At 65.5% G+C, this 19,964-nt stretch carries 17 protein-coding genes and 1 riboswitch; of the genes, 9 read left to right on the top strand and 8 right to left on the bottom strand.

Annotation, left to right across the window (positions count from 1 at the left end; translation table 11 throughout):
- Positions 1-9 precede the first annotated feature (9 nt).
- From IP90_RS02720 to IP90_RS02735, 4 genes are all read left to right on the top strand, one after another.
- Entirely contained in the window at positions 10-471 is a 462-nt protein-coding gene (locus IP90_RS02720; RefSeq protein WP_144898064.1) for an ATP-dependent zinc protease family protein, read from the top strand.
- Positions 468-1,388 carry a 30S ribosomal protein S6--L-glutamate ligase gene (rimK, locus tag IP90_RS02725; protein WP_144898065.1) on the top strand — a complete coding sequence of 307 codons (921 nt, stop codon included), beginning with the start codon at positions 468-470 and terminating at the stop codon, positions 1,386-1,388. The genes IP90_RS02720 and rimK overlap by 4 nt, the downstream gene beginning before the upstream one ends.
- Before the next feature lie 281 nt (positions 1,389-1,669).
- The gene (locus IP90_RS02730; RefSeq protein ID WP_144898066.1) at positions 1,670-2,353 is read left to right on the top strand and encodes a response regulator transcription factor; all 684 of its coding nucleotides are present in this window, start codon (positions 1,670-1,672) and stop codon (positions 2,351-2,353) included.
- Positions 2,340-3,686, top strand: a complete 1,347-nt coding sequence (locus IP90_RS02735) for a sensor histidine kinase (RefSeq protein WP_144898067.1) — start codon at positions 2,340-2,342, stop codon at positions 3,684-3,686. Before IP90_RS02730 ends, IP90_RS02735 begins: the two co-directional genes overlap by 14 nt.
- Positions 3,687-3,780: 94 nt before the next feature.
- Here IP90_RS02735 and IP90_RS02740 read toward each other — a convergent pair whose 3' ends face one another.
- The 5 genes from IP90_RS02740 to metK form a co-directional block, all read right to left on the bottom strand.
- Complete coding sequence (locus tag IP90_RS02740) at positions 3,781-4,692, bottom strand: branched-chain amino acid transaminase (RefSeq protein ID WP_144898068.1); 912 nt, start codon at positions 4,690-4,692, stop codon at positions 3,781-3,783.
- 192 nt (positions 4,693-4,884) lie between these two features.
- On the bottom strand, positions 4,885-5,553 hold the full coding sequence (locus IP90_RS02745) for a hypothetical protein (protein ID WP_144898069.1): 669 nt from the start codon (positions 5,551-5,553) through the stop codon (positions 4,885-4,887).
- A 158-nt stretch (positions 5,554-5,711) separates the two neighbouring features.
- Entirely contained in the window at positions 5,712-6,542 is an 831-nt protein-coding gene (gene metF, locus IP90_RS02750) for a methylenetetrahydrofolate reductase [NAD(P)H] (protein ID WP_144898070.1), read from the bottom strand.
- A 183-nt stretch (positions 6,543-6,725) separates the two neighbouring features.
- The gene (ahcY, locus tag IP90_RS02755; protein ID WP_144898071.1) at positions 6,726-8,171 is read right to left on the bottom strand and encodes an adenosylhomocysteinase; all 1,446 of its coding nucleotides are present in this window, start codon (positions 8,169-8,171) and stop codon (positions 6,726-6,728) included.
- A 33-nt stretch (positions 8,172-8,204) separates the two neighbouring features.
- Positions 8,205-8,281, bottom strand: a riboswitch (S-adenosyl-L-homocysteine riboswitch).
- Between the two features lie 77 nt (positions 8,282-8,358).
- Entirely contained in the window at positions 8,359-9,570 is a 1,212-nt protein-coding gene (metK, locus tag IP90_RS02760; RefSeq protein WP_144898072.1) for a methionine adenosyltransferase, read from the bottom strand.
- A gap of 290 nt (positions 9,571-9,860) precedes the next feature.
- Here metK and IP90_RS02765 point away from each other — a divergent pair, with 290 nt between their 5' ends.
- Complete coding sequence (locus IP90_RS02765; protein WP_144898073.1) at positions 9,861-10,682, top strand: UDP-2,3-diacylglucosamine diphosphatase; 822 nt, start codon at positions 9,861-9,863, stop codon at positions 10,680-10,682.
- Between the two features lie 98 nt (positions 10,683-10,780).
- The gene (locus IP90_RS02770; RefSeq protein WP_144898074.1) at positions 10,781-11,818 is read left to right on the top strand and encodes a metal-dependent hydrolase; all 1,038 of its coding nucleotides are present in this window, start codon (positions 10,781-10,783) and stop codon (positions 11,816-11,818) included.
- A gap of 15 nt (positions 11,819-11,833) precedes the next feature.
- Here the strand turns inward: IP90_RS02770 and IP90_RS02775 are convergent, their stop codons facing one another.
- Entirely contained in the window at positions 11,834-13,324 is a 1,491-nt protein-coding gene (locus IP90_RS02775) for a DcaP family trimeric outer membrane transporter (protein WP_144898075.1), read from the bottom strand.
- A 297-nt stretch (positions 13,325-13,621) separates the two neighbouring features.
- Between IP90_RS02775 and IP90_RS02780 the strand changes: the two genes are divergently transcribed.
- The 3 genes from IP90_RS02780 (at position 13,622) to IP90_RS02790 (ending at position 16,988) form a co-directional block, all read left to right on the top strand.
- Positions 13,622-15,055, top strand: a complete 1,434-nt coding sequence (locus tag IP90_RS02780) for a basic amino acid/polyamine antiporter (protein ID WP_144898076.1) — start codon at positions 13,622-13,624, stop codon at positions 15,053-15,055.
- Between the two features lie 15 nt (positions 15,056-15,070).
- Positions 15,071-16,324: an arginine deiminase gene (gene arcA / locus IP90_RS02785; RefSeq protein WP_144898077.1), complete on the top strand. Its 1,254-nt coding sequence runs from the start codon at positions 15,071-15,073 to the stop codon at positions 16,322-16,324.
- A gap of 115 nt (positions 16,325-16,439) precedes the next feature.
- Positions 16,440-16,988 carry an HdeD family acid-resistance protein gene (locus IP90_RS02790; protein WP_158635252.1) on the top strand — a complete coding sequence of 183 codons (549 nt, stop codon included), beginning with the start codon at positions 16,440-16,442 and terminating at the stop codon, positions 16,986-16,988.
- 66 nt (positions 16,989-17,054) lie between these two features.
- Here IP90_RS02790 and dusB read toward each other — a convergent pair whose 3' ends face one another.
- Positions 17,055-18,068, bottom strand: coding sequence for a tRNA dihydrouridine synthase DusB (gene dusB, locus IP90_RS02795; protein WP_144898079.1), 1,014 nt, complete (start codon positions 18,066-18,068; stop codon positions 17,055-17,057).
- Positions 18,069-18,164: 96 nt separating this feature from the next.
- The gene (locus IP90_RS02800; protein ID WP_144898080.1) at positions 18,165-19,874 is read right to left on the bottom strand and encodes a mechanosensitive ion channel family protein; all 1,710 of its coding nucleotides are present in this window, start codon (positions 19,872-19,874) and stop codon (positions 18,165-18,167) included.
- Between the last annotated feature and the right edge of the window lie 90 nt (positions 19,875-19,964).

A 19,964-nucleotide genomic window follows, 5' to 3' on the forward strand; every position in this document is an offset into this window, starting at 1 on the left:
GGAGTCCGCATGTCCGATGCGCTCGTCACCCTGGGTTGGCGCGAATGGGTGGCGCTGCCAGCATTGGGCGTTCCGCGACTGCGCGCCAAGATCGATACCGGCGCGCGCAGTTCGGCGCTGCATGTCGATGCGCAATGGCGCTTCGTCGAAGGCGGCGCGCCCTGGGTGGGCTTCCGGCTGACGCATGGCCGGGCGCGCGGCGTGGTGGTGGAAGCACAGGCGCCGATCCATGACGAGCGCGAAGTCGCCGATTCCGGCGGCCGTCGCGAACGGCGCGTGTTCCTGCGCACGCCGCTGCAGCTGGCCGGCTGCCAGCGCGAGATCGAAATCAACCTGACCAATCGCGGCGCCATGCTGTTCCCGATGCTGCTCGGCCGCACCGCCATGGCCGGCCTGTTCACCATCGATCCGGCAGGCTCGTTCCTGCACGGTCGTCCCCCCTTGCCGACTCCCCGCCCAGGCACCCCATGAAACTCGCCATCCTGTCCCGCAACGGCAAGCTGTATTCGACACGGCGCCTGGTCGAGGCCGCGCGCGAGCGCGGCCACACGGTGCGCGTGCTGGACCCGTTGCGCTGCTACATGCGCATCGCCAGCGACGGCTTCCAGATGCATTACAAGGGCCGTCAGCTGACCGATTACGACGCGGTGCTGCCGCGCATCGGCGCATCGATCACCCGCTACGGCACGGCCGTGCTGCGCCAGTTCGAACTGATGGGCAGCTACACGCCGAACGCCGCCGGCGCGGTGCTGCGCGCGCGCGACAAGCTGCGCAGCCATCAATTGCTCGCCGCGCAGGGCATCGACCTGCCGACCACGGTGTTCGGCGACAACCCGGACGACACGGTCGACCTGCTGTCGATGCTGGGTCCGCCGCCGCATGTCATCAAGCTCAACGAGGGCACCCAGGGCGCGGGCGTGATGCTGACCGAGAAGCCTTCGGCGTCGCGTGGCGTGATCGAGGCGCTGCGCGGCCTGTACGCGAATTTCCTGGTGCAGGAATTCATCGCCGAAGCCAAGGGCGCGGACCTGCGCTGCTTCGTGGTCGGCGGCCAGGTGGTGGCGGCGATGCGTCGCCAGGCCGAACAGGGCGAATTCCGTTCCAACCTGCATCGTGGCGGCACGGCCGAGCCGGCGACCGCCGATGCCGCCGAGCAGGCCGCGGCGGTGCGGGCGGCGAAGGTGCTGGGCCTGGGCGTGGCCGGCGTGGACCTGCTGCAGTCCGATCGCGGGCCACTGATCCTCGAGGTCAATTCGTCGCCGGGGCTGGAAGGCATCGAAACGGCCAGCGGCATCGATATCGCAGGAAAAATCGTCGATTACGTTGCCAAAAGCCAGCGCAAGCATCATGCCTCCCGGCGCTCGGGTGCTGCTTCGAATTCGAAATAACAAATACTTAACAGTTGGTTTAACTGCCCTTTAATCGCTTCCCGCGTAGCTTAGTCCGGACCGAAATCCTGTCTCCTCCCTGGTTGGACTATCCCGGTCGGAAAGCAGAATTACGGTAATCGGGGCAGTACTTTTCGCCCAAGCGGCCAACACCGCTTGGGCTTTTTGTTGCCCCGCGCGGCATCATCGGAGCGTCCAGTGCCTTGTGCCAGAATGCCGGTCGATCATCGGAACTGGCCACGCCGGTTCCGGTCGAAACCCATTCACTTCCGGACAGCCTGATGCGAATTCTCGTCATCGAAGACAACCAGGACATCGCCGCCAACCTTGGCGACTATCTCGAAGATCGCGGCCACACCGTCGACTTCGCCGCCGACGGCGTCACCGGACTGCACCTGGCGGTGGTCAACGACTTCGATGCGATCGTGCTCGACCTCAACCTGCCGGGCCTCGATGGCCTTGAGGTCTGCCGCAAGCTGCGCAACGAGGCGCGCAAACAGACGCCGGTACTGATGCTGACCGCGCGCGACAGCCTCGACAACAAGCTGGCCGGCTTCGATTCCGGTGCCGACGACTATCTGATCAAGCCGTTCGCGCTGCAGGAAGTGGAAGTGCGCCTGAACGCGTTGTCGCGCCGTGGCCGCGGCGTGCAGACGCGCGTGCTGGAAGTGGCCGACCTGGAATACAACCTCGACACGCTGGAAGTGCGCCGAGAAGGCAAGCTGCTGCAGCTCAACCCGACCGCGCTGAAGATCCTGCAGGCGCTGATGGAAGCCTCGCCGGCGGTGGTCACGCGCCAGGAGCTGGAAACCCGCGTCTGGGGCGAGGAACTGCCCGATTCGGATTCGTTGCGCGTGCACATCCATGGCCTGCGCGCGGTGGTCGACAAGCCGTTCCCGACGCAGCTGATCCAGACCCGCCACGGCATCGGCTACCGCATCGCCGAGCCCGATGCCGGCGCCTGATTCGCCTGCGCCCGCGCGTCACGCATCGCGCTACCGGCGGCGGCTGCGCAGCCGCATCATCCTCTCGTTCGTGCTGCTGGGCTTCGGCCTGACGGCACTGTTCGCGTTCGCGACCAACTGGACGCGCGGCCGCGTCGAGAACGAGATCGTCGAAGACGTGATGAACCGCAACATCGACGAGTACGCGCGCCAGTACTTCGCAGAACCCGACAAGAAGCCGGAGTTCGGCGTGCAGCAGATGCTCGGCCGCGTGGTCAGGAAGGACCGCTTCGAGGAACTGCGCAGCGAGCAGCCGGACTGGTACGAACTGGCGGACGGCATCCACAGCATCCAGGGCCGCAATGCCGATGGCAGCCCGTTCGCGTACAAGCTGGCAGTGCGCAAGACGCCGAACGAATGGTTCTTCCTGGCCTACGACATGACCCAGGCCGCGCGCAGCGAAACGCAGTTCAATCGCGCCATCTACAGTTCGGTGATCATCTTCACCCTGTTGTCGCTGCTGGTCGGCTGGTGGGCGGCCTCGCGCGTGATGAGCCCGGTCTCGGAACTGGCGCGGCGCCTGCAGGCTTCCGGCGACAGCGCGCAACCTGAAAAACTGGCGGCGCATTTCCCCGACGACGAAGTCGGGCAGCTGGCGGAAGCGCTCGACGATTACGCCGCGCGCCTGACCGAAGTCGTGCAGCGCGACCGCGAGTTCAACGCCGACGTCAGCCATGAACTGCGTACGCCACTGGCCGTGATCAAGGGCGCGGTCGAACTGCTGCTGTCGCGCCCGGAACTGGACGAAAAGACGCGCGCGCGATTGCAGCGCATCCAGCGCGCCGAACAGCAATGCACCGACCTGATCAGCGCGCTGCTGCTGCTGTCGCGCAACGAACGCGGCCATGGTGCGACCGACGTGGCCCGGCTGTCCGAACAGCTGCTCGACGCGCATCGCACCCAGCTTGGCGGCAAGCCACTGGAACTGCGCATGGAAGGCGAACGCGGCCTGGTTGTCGATGCGCCGGAATCAGCGGTCAATGTCGCGCTTGGCAACCTGATCGGCAACGCGGTCAAGTACACCACTTCGGGCGAGGTCATCGTGCGGTTGTTGCCGCAGGCGAAGGCGGTCGAGGTGATCGACTCCGGCCCGGGCCTGAGCGCGGAAGATGCAGCGCGCCTGTTCGAACGCGGTTACCGCGGCACCCATGCCGAGCATTCGCAGGGCGGCGGCATCGGCCTGTCGATCGTGCGCAGGCTGTGCGCGCTGTACAACTGGCAGGTACGCGTCGTGCCGGGCGAGGAGCGCGGCGTGATTGCGACGCTGACGTTCTCGGCGCCGCGCGAGGCGTAGGGCGCATCAGCCGAAGGCGTAATGCGCCGAACAGGCATGGACAACGTGCTCGGTGCCCCGGCGCAATGCGCTTTCGCTTATTGCGCCCTACGACTCAAACCGCTTCGAGCCAGCCGTACTTGTCCGCCGTCTTGCCGTTGAACAGGCCGAAGAACAGTTCCTGCATCTTCTGGGTGATCGGGCCGGGCTTGCCGGCACCGACCTGGCGGCCATCCACCGAACGGATCGGAGTGATCTCCGCTGCCGTTCCGCACATGAAGAGTTCATCGCACAGGTACAGGTATTCACGCGGCAGGTCGCGTTCGACCACCGCGATGCCGGCATCGCGCGCCAGCGTGATCAGGGTGTTGCGGGTGAGGCCGTTGAGCAGTGCGGCGCTGACCGGCGTGGTATGCAACGCGCCGTCGAACACCAGGAACAGATTCTCGCCGGCGCCTTCGCTCAGCAACCCGGTCGATGCCAGCGCGATGCCTTCGCCGAAGCCGAGCCGGCGCGCCTCGCGCGCGACCAGCTGGCCGGACAGATAATTGCCGCCGGCCTTGGCGCCGGCCGGAATCGTGTTGGGCGCGAAACGCTGCCAACTGGACACGCAGGCATCGATGCCTTCCTCGAGCACGCTGGCGCCCAGGTACTGACCCATCTTCCAGGTCGCCACCGCGACGTCGGTCGGCGTGTCTGCCGACAGGCCGAAGCCGCCCAGGCCGCGGTAGGCAACGGGACGCAGGTAGTCGGTGGTGTGGCCGTTGGCCTTGAGCACGTCGCGGCAGGCCTGGTTGATCTGCTCCAGCGAATACGGGATCGCCATGTCGTAGATCTTGGCCGAGGCGAACAGGCGCCGGTTGTGGTCGGTCAGCCGGAAAATCACCGGACCGTTGGCGGTGTCGTAACTGCGAATGCCTTCGAACACCGAAGAACCGTAATGCAGCGCATGCGACATCACGTGCGTGGTCGCGTCGGCCCAGGGCTTGATCGCGCCGTTCTGCCAGATCCATTCGGGGTACTGCATGCCGGGGGTTCCTCGGAACACGAAAGTCAGGAGCGATATTGTGCCTGAAGGCGGATTTGAAGGTGTTTGGCGGAGCTGTCATCCCGAGCGAAGCGAGGACCTGTTTTTTCTTAAGCGACAACAAGCAGGTCCCTCGCTTCGCTCGGAATGACGGCAAACAGCTCGCGGTTGATGTCGCGCCTACGGTGTCGCTCAGAGCCGGATCCACCAGCAACCCAGGTGGCGTTGCAGTCCGAACACCGTGCGCGACGGCGTGCTGCCATTGGCGAGGGTCTGTTCGATACGCAACGCGACCGGCGGACGGTTCGGGATGGCGGTGGGCGGATACGCCTGCACGACCGCTTCCTGCATCGGTGGAGCCTCCGCATCCGGCCCGTCCTGGCCATGGCCCTCGAGGCGAAAGGGAAGGGTCGTCGCGGAGCCGTTCGCCGACGGCGCGTCTTCCACCACCACGTGCACGGCTGGATAGACCGGCACGATGTCGATCAATGTCCGCTGCGCCAGTGCGTCCAGCCGCGCCATCTGGCTGTAGGCGCCGTGCGTCGACATGCCGACCCAGTGCGCAACGCCTGCGAGACGATTGGCGTCGTGGTTGTCGAATGCGGCAGTGAGTTCGTAGACCAGGTCGCGCACCGAGCGCGCGCAACCGCCGCGATAGCCACGTGATGCCCCCGACGTCGCGATGTCGGTGCGCGGCAGACGCGCGGTCGCGCCAATGTACTCGCAGGGGCGATCGGTGTAGACGGGATTACCGTCCGGCCCGGTGCATCGACGGACCTGCGCGGATGCCTGCAACGGCCACAACGCCATCACGGCGAGCAGCAACGGCATCAGGTAGCGGGCGCGGACGGGCAGCGGCATTGCAGCAGACTAGCGCCCGCTGCGACCGGTCGGAAGTGCAAGATACACGTCCAGCCCGCGTTCGCCCTTGTCGTGGTCATCCCGCGCGAAGCGAGGGACCTGCTTCCTGGGCGCCTGCCGGAAGACAGGCCTTCGGCGATGCTCGTCCGGTGTCAGGATCAAGCGTCCAGCCGTGAAAGCACGCTGAGCGTCGGCTTGGACAGGTTGAGCGTATAGAAGTGCAACGCAGGCGCGCCGCCTTCGACCAGGCGCCGGCACAGGTCGGCAACGAAATCGGCGGCGAATTCGCGGATGCTGTCCACATCGTCACCGTAACCGAGCATCCGCTTGCCGATCCAGCGCGGGATCTCGGCGCCGCAGGTCTCCGAGAAACGCCGCAGCTGGCTGAAATTGGAGATCGGCATGATGCCCGGCACGATCGGAATCGTGATGCCCATCCTGCGCGCGTCGTCGACAAAGCGGAAATAGGCGTCGGCGTTGTAGAAATACTGGCTGATCGCACCGTCGGCGCCGGCGTCGATCTTGGTCTTGAAGTGCTTCAGGTCGGCCAGAGCGTGCTCGGATTGCGGATGGGTTTCCGGATAGCAGCCGACTTCGATGTGGAAGAAGCCGTCGTGCTCGCGGCGGATGAACTCGACCAGTTCGGTGGCATAGCGGAAATCGCCGGTATGGCCCATGCCCGACGGCAGGTCGCCACGCAGCGCGACGATACGTTTGCAGCCCATGCCTTTGTAGCGTTCCAGCAAGGCGCCCAGTTCCGCGCGCGTGCCTCCGACGCATGAGATGTGCGGGGCTGCATCGAGACCGTGGGTGTGGTGCAGTCGGTGCACGGTTTCGGGCGTGTAGTCCAGCGTCGAGCCACCGGCGCCGAAGGTGCAGGACACGTATTCGGGTTGGAGCTTCTTCAAGCGAACAGCGACTTTATCGAGCTGCTCGCGCTGTTCGACGGTCTTGGGCGGGAAGAATTCGAAGCTGACAGGTATCCGCATCGCTTGCTCCGGAACGGACCCGGCCGTAGCCGGGTCGGTTTTTGCTTTTTTGCTTCGAGCTGTCATCCCCGCGAAGGCGGGGCCCCAGCGACTTTGCTTCACCAAACCGGTGACGGCGGGATCGTGCGGGTCCGCGCGCCCTCACCCAACCCTCTCCCGCAGGCGGGAGAGGGCTTCAAGGCATCAATAGCGGTAATGATCCGGCTTGTACGGGCCTTCCACCGCCACGCCGAGGTAATCGGCCTGTTCCTGGGTCAGCTTGGTCAGCTTCACGCCGATCTTTTCCAGGTGCAGGCGCGCGACTTCCTCGTCCAGCGCCTTGGGCAGGCGGTACACGGTCTTCTCGTACTTGTCCTTGTTCGCCCACAGGTCGATCTGCGCGAGCGTCTGGTTGGAGAACGAGTTCGACATCACGAAGCTCGGATGGCCGGTGGCGCAGCCCAGGTTCACCAGGCGGCCTTCGGCGAGCAGGAAGATTTCCTGGCCCGGCTTGATGACGTACTTGTCCACCTGCGGCTTGATGTTGATCTTCTTGGCGCCCGAAGCGTTCAGCGCGTCGACCTGGATCTCGTTGTCGAAGTGGCCGATGTTGCAGACGATGGCCTGGTCCTTCATCGACTGCATGTGCTTGAGCGTCAGCACGTCCTTGTTGCCGGTGGTGGTGACGTAGATGTCGGCGGTGCCGAGGGTGTCCTCGACCGGCGCGACTTCGAAGCCTTCCATCGCCGCCTGCAGCGCGCAGATCGGATCGATCTCGGTGACGATCACGCGCGCGCCGTAAGCGCGCAGCGAATGCGCCGAACCCTTGCCGACGTCGCCATAGCCGCACACGACCGCGACCTTGCCGGCGAGCATCACGTCCATCGCGCGCTTCAGGCCATCGGCCAGCGACTCGCGGCAGCCGTACAGGTTGTCGAACTTGGACTTGGTGACCGAGTCGTTGACGTTGATCGCAGGCACTAGCAGCTTGCCCTGTTCGGCGATCTGGTAAAGGCGGTGCACGCCAGTGGTTGTCTCTTCCGAAACGCCCTTCCAGTCCTTGACCACATTGGTCCAGAAACCGGGACGCTCCTTAGCGACGCGCTTGAGCAGGTTCTTGATGACGCCTTCCTCATGCGAGGAGGCCGGCTCGTCGACCCACTTCGAACCCTGTTCCAGCTCGTAGCCCTTGTGGATCAGCAGGGTCACGTCGCCGCCGTCGTCGACGACCAGCTCCGGACCTTTGCCGCCCGGGAACGTAACGGCGTCCAGCGTGCAATCCCAATACTCTTCCAGCGACTCGCCCTTCCACGCGAACACCGGCGTGCCGGTTGCGGCGATCGCGGCGGCGGCGTGGTCCTGGGTCGAGAAGATGTTGCATGAAGCCCAGCGCACGTCGGCGCCGATGTCCTTCAGCGTCTCGATCAGCACCGCGGTCTGGATGGTCATGTGCAGCGAGCCGGTGACGCGCACGCCCTTGAGCGGCTTGGCGGCGGCGTGCTTCTTGCGGATCGACATCAGGCCCGGCATCTCGTGCTCGGCGATGTCGATTTCCTTGCGGCCCCAATCGGCCAGGGTGATGTCGGCGACCTTGTAGTCGCCTTCGGTCGAGAATTGCTTCGTAGAAGCGGGTCTGACTTGTGCGTTCATGTGTTGCTCCGTTGTTGGGAGTCTGTCGACTCGCATTAACGGGCGCCGTTGTTACGGTAGCCGTCCATCGAGCCTGTTCCCGTTGCGGGATTGCAGCGCCCCTCGATGGAGGAGGGCGTGGCGGTCGAAGACGCGCCACGCCTGTTTCGAACGTGCCGGACGCCTGCGCCCGGCACGAGGTGTCGCCTTACTTCAGGCCGGCGGCCTTGCGCAGTTCGTCGGCCTTGTCGGTCAGTTCCCACGAGAACGCGGTGGCAGTGTGCTTCTTGCCGGCGGCGTCAGTGTAGGTGACCTGCTTCGGCTTGCGACCGAAATGGCCGTAGGCGGCGGTGTCCTGGTACATCGGGTGGATCAGGTCGAGCATCTGGATGATGCCGTACGGACGCAGGTCGAAATGCTTGCGGATCAGCTTCTCGATCTTGTCGTCGCTGATCTTGCCGGTGCCGAAGGTGGTGACCGAGATCGAGGTCGGCTGGGCCACGCCGATGGCGTAGGAAACCTGCACTTCGCAGCGGTCCGCCAGGCCGGCGGCGACCACGTTCTTGGCGACGTAACGCGCGGCGTACGCGGCGGAACGATCGACCTTCGACGGATCCTTGCCCGAGAACGCGCCGCCACCGTGGCGCGCCCAGCCGCCGTAGGTGTCGACGATGATCTTGCGGCCGGTCAGGCCGCAGTCGCCCACCGGTCCGCCGATCACGAACTTGCCGGTCGGGTTGATGTGGAACTTGGTGCCCTTGTGCAGCCACTTGGCCGGCAGCACCGGCTTCAGGATGTGCTCGCGCACCGCTTCGACCAGATCCTTCTGCTTGATGTCCGGATCGTGCTGGGTCGACAGCACCACCGCGTCGATGGCCACGGCCTTGCCGTTCTCGTAGCGCAGGGTGACCTGCGACTTGGCGTCCGGGCGCAGCCACGGCAGCTTGGAATTCTTCGCCTTGCGCACCTTGGCCTGCTGCTCGACGAGGCGATGCGACAGGTGGATCGCGGCCGGCATGTAACTGTCGGTCTCGTTGGTGGCGTAGCCGAACATCAGGCCCTGGTCGCCGGCGCCCTGTTCTTCCGGCTTCTTGCGGTCGACGCCCTGGTTGATGTCGGGCGACTGCTTGCCGATCAGGTTCAGCACGCCGCAGGTGGCGCCGTCGAAGCCGACGTCGGAGGAGTCGTAGCCGATGTCGAGGATCACCTTGCGGGTCAGCGCCTCGAGGTCGATCCAGGCCGAGGTGGTGATCTCGCCGGCGACGATCGCCACGCCCGTCTTCACCATCGTCTCGCAGGCCACGCGCGCGCGCTTGTCTTGGGCGAGGATGGCGTCCAGCACCGCATCGGAGATCTGGTCGGCGACCTTGTCCGGATGGCCTTCGGAGACCGATTCAGAAGTGAAGAGGTAGTTCGACATCAGTGCGGGCTCCTGGAAGGGACGCATCCCTTTATTCGGATGAAAAGATGGGCCGGCATGATACACGGGCACGCCGGGGCGTGCATTGTGCCGGGGCCAGGGTTGGCCTGAGTTAAGCAAACCAGGCCCGGGCACGGAAATCACGGTCATCGGCCTGTCGCAAAACCGCCATCGCGCTGTCGCCGTGCGCGGGCAGCCTGCCGGTGTTTGGGGAACCTGGCCGAGGGCGGCATGCCGCAACCGCAACCCGGAAAACGCAGGCGCCATCCGCACGCCGGGGCATGCGCCGGATGAGCCGTTCGATCGTCCCGGGCAACAGGCGGCGGGCGGTCTTCATTTCCGACGTCCACCTCGGCGCCCGGCATTGCCACGCCGACGAGCTGGCGACGTTCCTGTCGACGCTGCAGTGCGGCCGGTTGTACCTGGTCGGTGACATCGTCGACCTGTGGTGGCTGGCGCAGCGGCGCGCGGCGTGGAGCCAGGCCCACAACCGCGTGGTCGAGGCGTTGCACACGCTGCGCCGTGCCGGCACCGAGCTGATCTACATCCCGGGCAACCACGACCGCCCGATTCGCCGTTTCTGCGGGCTGGTGCTGCCGTCGATGCAGGTGCGCCGGCGCACCATCCACGTCACTGCCGATGGCCGTCGCCTGCTGGTGACGCATGGCGACGATTACGACGGCATCACCCATTTCGGCGGCCTGCAGGAGCGCTTCGGCGACTGGCTGTACTACCGCATCCTCACCGGCAACCGGCTGCTCAACCGCATGCGTCGTCGCCTGGGCCTGCGCTACTGGTCACTGTCGGAATTCCTCAAGCGTCGCAGCAGTGCGGCCGAGCGCTACATCGAGCGCTTCGTGCAGGCCGGACTGGACGACGCGCGCCGCCGCGGCCTGGATGGCATCGTCTGCGGCCACATCCATCGCGCCGGACTGGTCATGCGCGAGGGATTGATCTACGCCAACGACGGCGACTGGGTCGAGAGCCTGACCGCGCTGGCCGAGGATGCCGACGGCACGCTGCGACTGCTGTCGCATACGGGCGACACGCTAGCGCTGTTGCCGCCGCGGTTGCGATTGGTGAGCGACGCGGTACTGCCGAAGGCGGCTTAGCCGGATCAGCGGCTGTTCGACAACCTGGCCGATCCCGGAGATCTCGACATGCCGCGAACCGACAGCGGTCCGGAATCAACGTCGGTTAGCATCGCCGCATGGATTCGATCACCCATCTGTTCTACGGCGGCGCCATTGCCGCAGCCATCGCGCCGCCGCAGCATCGTCGCGCAGCGCTGCTGGCCGGTGCCGCGCTCAACACCTTGCCGGACCTGGATGTGATTCCGCTGGCGCTGTTCGGCGATCCTGTCGCGCAGATGACCTGCCATCGCGGCATGACCCATTCGTGGTTCGTGCTGCCATTCGCGGCATGGGCGATCTGGGCCTTTTTCCGTCGCCGCGGCAGGCGCGTCGCGCAGGAGCCACGGCGATGGTTCTGGGCGATCATGATCTGCCTGATGGCACATCCACTGATAGACGCTTTCACCGTGTACGGCACGCAGCTGCTGTGGCCGCTGCCGATGTCGCCGGTGATGTGGTCGAGCTTGTTCATTATCGACCCCTTGTTCACGTTGCCATGGTTGCTGGCCTGTGTCGTCGCCTGGTTCGCGCTGCAACAGCCGTTCGCGCAGCAGGCCCTGATCGCCGGCATCGCCTTGGGCGTGTCCTATGTCGGCTGGTCGCTGGTCGCCAAGTTCCATGTCGAACGGGCAGCGCAGGCGGCGCTGGCACAACGCGGCTTGCAGGATGCCCCGCGCTTCTCGGTGCCGATGCCATTCAACACGTTGCTGTGGCGTGTGGTGGCGATGACGCCGGACGGCTATGTCGAAGGCGAGCGCTCGTTGGTAGTGGACCGCCATGCAATGCAGTTCGACGCACACGCTTCGGACATGCAGGCGCTGGGGCAGGCGGGTGATTTTTCAGCGGTGCAGCGACTGACCTGGTTCAACCACGGGTTCCAGAAGGCCGAAGTGCGTGCGCGGCAACTGGTGCTGAGCGACCTGCGCATGGGCAGCACGCCGGACTTCAGTTTCCGCTTCGCGGTTGCCGAGCGCGACGCTGAAGGCTGGCGTGAGATCGCGCCGCAACAACTGCAATGGCCATGGGAAGCGCGGCGGCGCCTGCCGGAAATGTGGTGGCGGATCTGGAACGAGCCGGTGGTGCCTGTCACCGCAGTGCCGGATCCGCAGCGGTAACCTGCGGCGCGTTCGCTACTTGATGAAGTCGTACTTCAGCGTGCCCTGCAGGCGGGTGAGGTCGCCGTCGATGCCGTCCTGGCGCTCCAGCTGCCCGTACAGCAGTTCGAGGCCCATGGTCCAGCTCGGCACTGGGCTCCAGATCAGGTTGGCGGCGGCGTACTGGCTTTCGCGGAAGGCGGTGTCGGCGAGCAGTGCGCTGTCCTGCAGGCGCAGCTGGCCGTAGACCAGGTTCGAGCGCCAGCGTGCGTTCCAGTAATGGGTGTAGGCGGCCCAGCCGCCACTGCTGCGCAGGGTCTGGAGATTGCCGTCGTTGTCGACCGCAGCGTCGAGGCCGATACCCAGGATGTCGCCGAGATAGGCCGAAATGCCTTTGCCATAGATGCCGCCGAACACCAGCATGTCGCGGTCGGTGGTGAGCAGGGAGCCCGATACGGTGATGCCGGCGCCGGTGGCGCTGTCGCTGTCGAGGTCGCCCAGGTAATCCAGCCGTCGCAGCAGTGCCGCCGCTTGCAGATGGCCCCAGCTGCCTTCCTGGCGCGCGGCGAGGACCAGGTTCGGCGCCTTGCTGACGCCATGCGCGCTGCCGTCGTCGAGCGCGGTGATCTCCGCTTCCGCGTGCTCGGCCGCGATCGTCAGGCTGCGGCCATGGCCGAGGTCGAAGCCCTGGCGGAGGCTGGCCACCCGTCCGAACGGCGCGGCGCCGGGACCGGCGAAGTCGATGGTGTCTGCGCCCGAATCCAGGTCCATGAACGCCGACCAGCCATAGCCGGCGTAGGTGTTGCCGATCTGGCCGAATGCGTGGCGCAGGTTGTAACCGTAGCGGCCGCCGGAACCATAGAAGTCGTTTTCGAGGAAGAAACGCAAGGTGCCGACCGAAGTCGGGCGGCGCGCCTCGAAATTGAAGCGGGTCTGGCGCGCATGCATGTTGACGCTGCGATGTCCGGACTGTGCACCGGCGGGAATCGCTGACGTGATCAGCAGGTCGCTGTCGCCGGCGTCGTCGGAATCGGCGATGACGTCGAGCTTGGCATAGCCGCCGATCCGGATGCGGGTGTCGGTGCCCGGGATCAGCATGAAGCCGGCCAACGTCGGATCGTTGGGAGGCGGTTCGTTGTCGAGGCGCGCGGCGCTGTCGGCGTCTTCGTCGATCGTCGGGTGCTCGGGCATCACCGGATGCGGCAGGCCGAGTGCTTCCGCAGTGTCCTGCGGCGCGGACGGCATTGTTGCAGCAACGGCGCCTTGTGGCGAGGCATCGATGCGAGCCGCTGCCTCTTCGTTGTCGGATGCGGTGTCGCGCTGGGGCATGGCTGCAGGTTGTGCGAGCTGCTTTTTCTCTGCCTCGAGCGCTGCGACACGTTGCAGCAATGCTTCCACGGTCTGGCGCAGGCTCGATATCTCGGCTTTCAGCTCGGTTTCCTGCGGTCCGCCCGCCATGGCGGACGAGCAGGCCAAGGCGATCGCCAGTCCGGCCAGCAGTCGTTGCGCTGCATCGATGCGCTTCATGTTGGTCACGAAGATGGGAACCCCAGTCGGAACCTACATTCGTGATGTGAAGAAAGCGTGTAGACATGCAGCGTCATCGCTTGCCTGCACGCATGTTGTGAAGCATTCAGGCAATGTCTAAGATGCGGTGTATCCGCTCAGCCGCGCGCTCATTCGCGCGCTGCGGGGGAGGCGCGAAGGGGAAGCGCCGCCGATGCAGGCGCATCGTCGCTGCAGTCCCGCGCATTCCTCACCGACATACGCAAATCGCAGTACGCGCTTTCTCCGTTTTCCGCACCGGTACAGGAGATCCAGAGCATGTCGGACAACCCGTCGAACACACAGAAGTTGCCGCTTGGCGCGCTCACCGCGATGGTGGTCGGCGGCATGGTCGGCGCGGGTGTGTTCTCGCTGCCCAGCAATTTCGGCCGGGTCACTGGCGTGTACGGCGCGATGATCGCCTGGGTGATCGCCGGCGCCGGCATGCTGATGCTGGCGCTCGTGTTCCAGACGCTGGCCAACCGCAAGCCGGACCTGGATGCCGGCGTCTATGCCTATGCGCGCGCGGGCTTCGGGCCCTACCTGGGCTTCTTTTCAGCGTTTGGCTACTGGGCCAGCGCCTGCGTCGGCAACGTGTCGTACTGGATCCTGATCAAGTCGACGCTCGGCGGCGTGTTCCCCGGCTTCGGCGAGGGCAACACGCTGATGGCGGTGCTGGTCTCCTCGATCGGCATCTGGGCTTTTCATTTCATGGTACTGCGCGGAGTCAAGGAAGCGGCCGCGATCAACAAGATCGTCACCATCGCCAAGGTCATCCCGCTGCTGGTGTTCCTGGTGCTCGTGATCTTCGCGTTCAAGCCCGACGTGTTCGTCGACAACCTGTGGGGCGGCGAAAAGGGCTACGACAACCTGTTCGAGCAGGTCAAGGCGACGATGCTGGTCACCGTGTTCGTGTTCCTGGGCATCGAGGGTGCGAGCAATTATTCGCGTTTCGCGCAGAAGCGCGAGCATGTCGGCATCGCCACCGTCACCGGTTTCCTGGGTGTGCTGGCATTGTTCGCGTCGGTGTCGATCCTGGCCTACGGCATCCTGCCGCGTGCCGAACTGGCCGCGCTGCGCCAGCCGTCGGTCGGTGGCGTGCTCGAATCCGTGGTCGGACGCTGGGGCGCGATCTTCATCGGCGGCGGCCTGATCATCTCGGTGCTGGGCGCCTATCTGGCGTGGACGCTGATGGCCGCTGAAGTGCTGTCGGTCGCGGCCAAGAAAAAGGACATGCCGGCGTTCATCGCACGCGAGAACGCCAAGCAGGTGCCGTCCACCGCGCTGCTGATGACGTCGCTTCTGATCCAGCTGGTGCTGGTCGCGACGCTGTTCTCGGCGGATGCCTTCACCTTCGCGCTGTCGCTGTGCAGCCACCTGTCGCTGTTCCCCTATTTCTTCGCCGCGGCGTTCGCGCTGAAGCTGGTGCTCAGGCGCGAAACCTATGACAGCAATCCCGGCGATCTCGGCAAGGACAGGATCATCGCGATCCTGGCGGTGGTCTACACGCTGTTCCTGCTGTTCGCCGGTGGCGTGAAGTTCATGGTGCTCGGCTTCCTGATCTACGCGCCGGGCACGCTGCTGTACTACATGACACGGCGCGAACAGGGCAAGCCACTGTTCACGCCGGCCGAATGGGTGGTGTTCGCGATCGCGGTGCTCGGCGCGGTCTACGCGGTATATGGCCTGGCGACGGGCCAGATCTCAATCTGACAGAGGTGAAGGGCAATGACTGAATCCAAAGCCGCCAGCTACGGCGTCCATTCCGAAGTCGGCCAGCTGCGTAAGGTACTGGTCTGCGCGCCTGGCCTGGCGCACACGCGCCTGACCCCGAGCAACTGCGACGACCTGCTGTTCGACGACGTGATGTGGGTGCAGAACGCCAAGCGCGACCATTTCGATTTCATGACCAAGATGCGCGATCGTGGCGTCGAGGTGGTCGAGCTGCACAACCTGCTGGCCGAAACCATGGCGATTCCCGAGGCCAAGGCCTGGTTGCTGGACCGCAAGATCGTCGCCAACGAAGTCGGGCTCGGACTGGTCGAAGACACCCGTGCCTTCCTCGACAGCCTCGAACCACGCACCCTGACCGAGTACCTGATCGGCGGCCTGTCGACCGTCGACCTGCCGAAGGATTTTCGTCCCGACTATCTTTCGCTGGCACGCGAGCCGACCGGCGTGCGCGAATACCTGATGCCGCCGCTGCCGAACACGCTGTACACGCGCGACACCACCTGCTGGATCTACGGCGGCGTGACACTGAATCCGCTGTATTGGCCGGCGCGTCACGACGAGACGCTGCTGATGAAGGCGATCTACCAGTTCCATCCGGATTTCGTCGGCGCCAACGTGTGGTGGGGAGACCCGGAGCAGGACTGGGGCCTGTCGACTTTCGAGGGCGGCGACGTGATGCCGATCGGCAACGGCGCGGTGCTGATCGGCATGAGCGAGCGCACCTCGCGGCAGGCGATCACGCAGGTGGCGGCGGCGCTGTTCGCGAAAAAGGCGGCGACGCGCGTGATCGCCGCCGGCATGCCGAAGCTGCGCGCGGCGATGCACCTGGATACGGTGTTCACCTTCGCCGACCGGGATTGCGTGACGATCTATCCGGAAATCGTCAACCAGATCCATTCGTTCTCGATCCGGCCTGGCGACAAGGCGCCGGGTATCGAGATCACCGACGAGAAGGACAAGCCTTTCGTCGATGTCGTCGCCGAGGCGCTGAACTTCAAGAAGCTGCGCGTGGTCGAGAACGGCGGCGACGCCTACGCCTACGAACGCCAGCAATGGGACAGCGGCAACAACCTGGTCTGCGCGTCGCCGGGCGTGGTGTTCGCCTACGACCGCAACACCTATACCAATTCCCTGCTGCGCAAGGCCGGCATCGAGGTCATCAGCATCGTCGGTGCGGAACTCGGCCGCGGTCGTGGCGGCGGTCATTGCATGACCTGCCCGATCATCCGCGACGCCGTGGATTTCTAGTTCGGCAGTGTCCTGTTGCATCGATCCCGCGTGCCGGAGGTGCGCGGGTCCGTGATTCCAAACCGCGAGGTGCGAGATGTCGATACTGTCCAGAGTCGGTAGCCGCAGCGAAAGCATGTCCGGTCTCGTGCAGCAGAAATGGGCGTGGTTCCTGGCGCTCGGCTGCGTGCTGGTGGCGTGCGGCGCGGTTGCGATCTTCCAGCCGACGTTGTCGACCAAGGCGCTGGGCATCCTTGTCGGTTCGGTGCTGGTGGTCGGCGGCGCCATGCAGATACTGCAGGCCTTCCAACTGCATGGCTGGCCCGGCTTCATCCGCAGCCTGACGGTGGGCGTGATCCAGGTGCTGGGTGGCGTGATGATCTACCTCAACCCCTTCGTCGGCGCCGTCGCGGTCTCGATTGTCATCGGCGTGGTGCTGCTGTTGCAGGGCATCTCGCAGATCGCGCTGGCGCTGAAGATCCGTCCTCGCGATGGCTGGGGCTGGGTGCTCGGGTCTGGCGCGGTGTCGCTGGGCACGGGCCTGGTGCTGGCGCTGCGCTTCAAGTTCTCCGACATCCACACCCCGGGTGTCGTCGCGGGCATTGCGCTGGTCTTCGCCGGCGTGTCCTACATCGCGATCTCGCTGATGGCCAGGCGCGTGTCGGACAACAACACGGGTCTTTGAGGTTCCCCTCGTGCGGATGACAGGAATATCCGCGTCGGGCCGGATCCTGTCCGTGACGGAAATGTTCTAGGCCGCCACCGGCAACGGCAGCGCGACGCCCGCGATCAGCGCATCGAAATAATCCCGCGTCAGCACGATCTGCGCCTGTGCGCTCTCGGCGCGGTTGACCACGGCACGGAAAGCCGCGCGCTGCTCGTCCGTGTGCTCCGGACGGTCCTTTGCATACCAGCCCAGGTGCTTGCGCGCGATGCGCACGCCGGCCACTTCGCCGTAGAACGCGTGCAGGGCCTCAAGGTGCTCCAGCAGGATGTCGCGCACCTCCGCCAGTGGTGGTGGGGGCAGGATCTCGCCGGTGGAAAGATGGTGTGCGACTTCGCGGAAGATCCATGGCCGGCCCTGGGCAGCGCGCCCGATCAGGATCGCGTCGGCGCCGGTGCGCTCCAGCACTTCGGCCGCTTTATGTGGCGAATCGACGTCGCCGTTGGCGAATACGGGAATGGCCAGCGCGGACTTGATCGCCGCGATCGTGTCGTACTCGGCGTTGCCGCTGTATTGCTGGTCGCGGGTGCGGCCGTGCACGGCCAGCGCGGCGATGCCGGCATCCTCGGCGATGCGCGCGATCGTCGGCGCATTGCGGTTGTCGACGTTCCATCCGGTGCGGATCTTCAACGTCACCGGCACGTCGACCGCCTTCACCACCGCGCCGAGGATGCGTTCCACCAGCGCCTCGTCACGCATCAGCGCCGAGCCCGCCCAGGCGTTGCACACCTTCTTCGCCGGGCAGCCCATGTTGATGTCGATGATCTGCGCGCCGTGGTCGACGTTGTAACGTGCGGCATCGGCCAGCATTTCGGGCACGGTGCCGGCGATCTGCACGCTGATCGGATCGGGTTCGCCGGCATGGTCCATGCGGCGCAGTGACTTGTCGGTCTTCCAGAAGCGCGGATCGGAGATCGTCATTTCCGACACCGCCAATCCCGCGCCCAGTCGCTTGCATAGCTGGCGGAACGGCTTGTCGGTCACCCCGGCCATCGGCGCGAGGATCACGGGCGGGTCGATGCGGTGGCGGCCGATCTGCATCGCCGTATTGTACTGCGTGGGTCGCGGTTGCCCGGCTACCGCCGAGGGCACGGCCCGAGCTCGAATCCGATCGTCCGTCAATGCATCATCGAACGCTCAACGCGCATCCCCGCCACTGTCCGGTGCCAGATTCGCATCGGTGTCGAGCGTGTTGGGCACGCCTTCCCACTGCCCGGGAGCCACCAGCTTCGCCTGCTCGGGATCGGCTTCGTAGTGCGGCGACATGATCTGCACGCCGGCGCTGTTGAAGGCATCCTGGATGTTGGCGTGCAGTTCGCTGAGGATGAAGACGCGCGTCGCGGCATCTATCACGCGAGCACGCAAGCGATATTCCACGTAGAAGTCCGACAGCGCCGTCTGCAACACGAACGGCGCCGGCTGCGTCTGTATCTTCGCGGTCTTTGCAGCGGCATCCAGCAGCATGCGATGGACCTGCCGCCATGGCGTGTCGTAGCCGATGGTCACGCCGGTTTCGATCCACATGCCCGGGCCGTCGGGATGGCGCGAAAAGTTCTGCAGCTGTCCGCTCAGCACGACCGTGTTGGGAATGCTGACCTCAACGCCGGTGACGGTGCGGATGCGGGTGGTGAACAGGCCGATCTGCATGACGATGCCCTCCACGTCGCCACTGCGCACCAGGTCGCCCACCGACATCGTGCGCGAGTAGAGGATGGTGAATCCGCCTGCGGCCTGGCCGACGATGCCCGATGCGCCCAGCGACACCATCAGGCCGACCAACACGCTCAGGCCCTTGAACGCATCGGTATCCGAACCGGGCAGGTAGGGATAGGCCATCGCGACCGCGAACAGCCAGACCACGGCCACGATCAGCTTGCGGGTCGGCTCCGCCAGTTCGCGATCGATGCCGAACAACTGGAAGCGGCCGCTCTGCACGCCACGGAAGGTCATGCCGATCGTCCGCGTGATCACACGCGCCAGCAGGAAGATGACGACCGCGGTCACCAGTCCGGGAATGGCGCCGGCGATGGCGTGCGCCCAGGCGGTCGCCCGCTGCACGATCCAGCCGGTCATGGCCAGCGCCCAGGGCTGGGTAAAGCCGAACTGGCCCAGCACGAAGCGCAGCCATTCCTCCACCACGAACAGCACGACCAGGGCCGTCGCCAGGCGCAGGGTCCAGTCGCCCAGTGAACGCAGCCCGAGCACCATGTGTCGGGTGGATTCGCGGTGCGTTCCCGCGACACGCCGGTCCAGCCACCGGGTGAAGCGCGCACGCGCGAATCGGCCGAGGCGCAGCGCCGCCACCATCAGCAGCAGCGCGACGGCGCAGGCAAGCAGGGTCATGAGTACGCCGCGCAGCAACTGCCGGGGGGCGCGATCGCGCTCGGCGGCCTGCACCGCATCGCCGAGCCGTCGTGCGATGTCGGCACGTGCCTGCGCGAAGGTCTGGCCATGCAGAGCATCCAGGTCCTGCGGCGTGATGATGCTGACCACGTCGCCACCCAGCAGGACGATGAGGCCTTCGGTTACCTGCCGGAAGTCCACCTTCGGAATGCCGGGCTTCTCGATGATGTTCCCGAGGTTGGCTTCAGCCGCGGCGGCGCGCACCTGGACCGGACGTCCCATGAAGGGACCGCGCAGGACCATCACGTCGCGATTGAAATAGCGGACAGTGACCTCGTGGCTGTCGGCCCCGGGCTCCGCGGTCCCGACCTGCGCAGGCGCGGCCGTCGAGACAGTAGGCGTGGCGCATGCGGCTTGCATGGCCGGAGTGCCGGCAAGGACGAGAACGCACGACAGCGTCCACAGCAGGCGGTGCAGCATCCTGTGTGCGCGGGATCGGGTCATCCGACATTCCTAAGCGGGTATCAGGGATGGGGCCCACATGCAGCCCCGCTATCAGGCACGAATATCTTTACCGCAATTCGCGGACGATGT

This window comes from Luteimonas cucumeris (assembly GCF_007830035.1).
Classification (GTDB): Bacteria; Pseudomonadota; Gammaproteobacteria; order Xanthomonadales; family Xanthomonadaceae; genus Luteimonas_C; species Luteimonas_C cucumeris.

What these genes read in the sequence shown, in the direction of transcription:
- IP90_RS02720 (WP_144898064.1), top strand. Translation starts at nt 10, where the DNA reads ATGTCCGATGCGCTCGTCACCCTGGGTTGGCGCGAATGGGTGGCGCTG.
- rimK (WP_144898065.1), top strand. Translation starts at nt 468, where the DNA reads ATGAAACTCGCCATCCTGTCCCGCAACGGCAAGCTGTATTCGACACGG.
- IP90_RS02730 (WP_144898066.1), top strand. Translation starts at nt 1,670, where the DNA reads ATGCGAATTCTCGTCATCGAAGACAACCAGGACATCGCCGCCAACCTT.
- IP90_RS02735 (WP_144898067.1), top strand. Translation starts at nt 2,340, where the DNA reads ATGCCGGCGCCTGATTCGCCTGCGCCCGCGCGTCACGCATCGCGCTAC.
- IP90_RS02740 (WP_144898068.1), bottom strand. Translation starts at nt 4,692, where the DNA reads ATGCAGTACCCCGAATGGATCTGGCAGAACGGCGCGATCAAGCCCTGG.
- IP90_RS02745 (WP_144898069.1), bottom strand. Translation starts at nt 5,553, where the DNA reads ATGCCGCTGCCCGTCCGCGCCCGCTACCTGATGCCGTTGCTGCTCGCC.
- metF (WP_144898070.1), bottom strand. Translation starts at nt 6,542, where the DNA reads ATGCGGATACCTGTCAGCTTCGAATTCTTCCCGCCCAAGACCGTCGAA.
- ahcY (WP_144898071.1), bottom strand. Translation starts at nt 8,171, where the DNA reads ATGAACGCACAAGTCAGACCCGCTTCTACGAAGCAATTCTCGACCGAA.
- metK (WP_144898072.1), bottom strand. Translation starts at nt 9,570, where the DNA reads ATGTCGAACTACCTCTTCACTTCTGAATCGGTCTCCGAAGGCCATCCG.
- IP90_RS02765 (WP_144898073.1), top strand. Translation starts at nt 9,861, where the DNA reads ATGAGCCGTTCGATCGTCCCGGGCAACAGGCGGCGGGCGGTCTTCATT.
- IP90_RS02770 (WP_144898074.1), top strand. Translation starts at nt 10,781, where the DNA reads ATGGATTCGATCACCCATCTGTTCTACGGCGGCGCCATTGCCGCAGCC.
- IP90_RS02775 (WP_144898075.1), bottom strand. Translation starts at nt 13,324, where the DNA reads ATGAAGCGCATCGATGCAGCGCAACGACTGCTGGCCGGACTGGCGATC.
- IP90_RS02780 (WP_144898076.1), top strand. Translation starts at nt 13,622, where the DNA reads ATGTCGGACAACCCGTCGAACACACAGAAGTTGCCGCTTGGCGCGCTC.
- arcA (WP_144898077.1), top strand. Translation starts at nt 15,071, where the DNA reads ATGACTGAATCCAAAGCCGCCAGCTACGGCGTCCATTCCGAAGTCGGC.
- IP90_RS02790 (WP_158635252.1), top strand. Translation starts at nt 16,440, where the DNA reads ATGTCCGGTCTCGTGCAGCAGAAATGGGCGTGGTTCCTGGCGCTCGGC.
- dusB (WP_144898079.1), bottom strand. Translation starts at nt 18,068, where the DNA reads ATGCAGATCGGCCGCCACCGCATCGACCCGCCCGTGATCCTCGCGCCG.
- IP90_RS02800 (WP_144898080.1), bottom strand. Translation starts at nt 19,874, where the DNA reads ATGACCCGATCCCGCGCACACAGGATGCTGCACCGCCTGCTGTGGACG.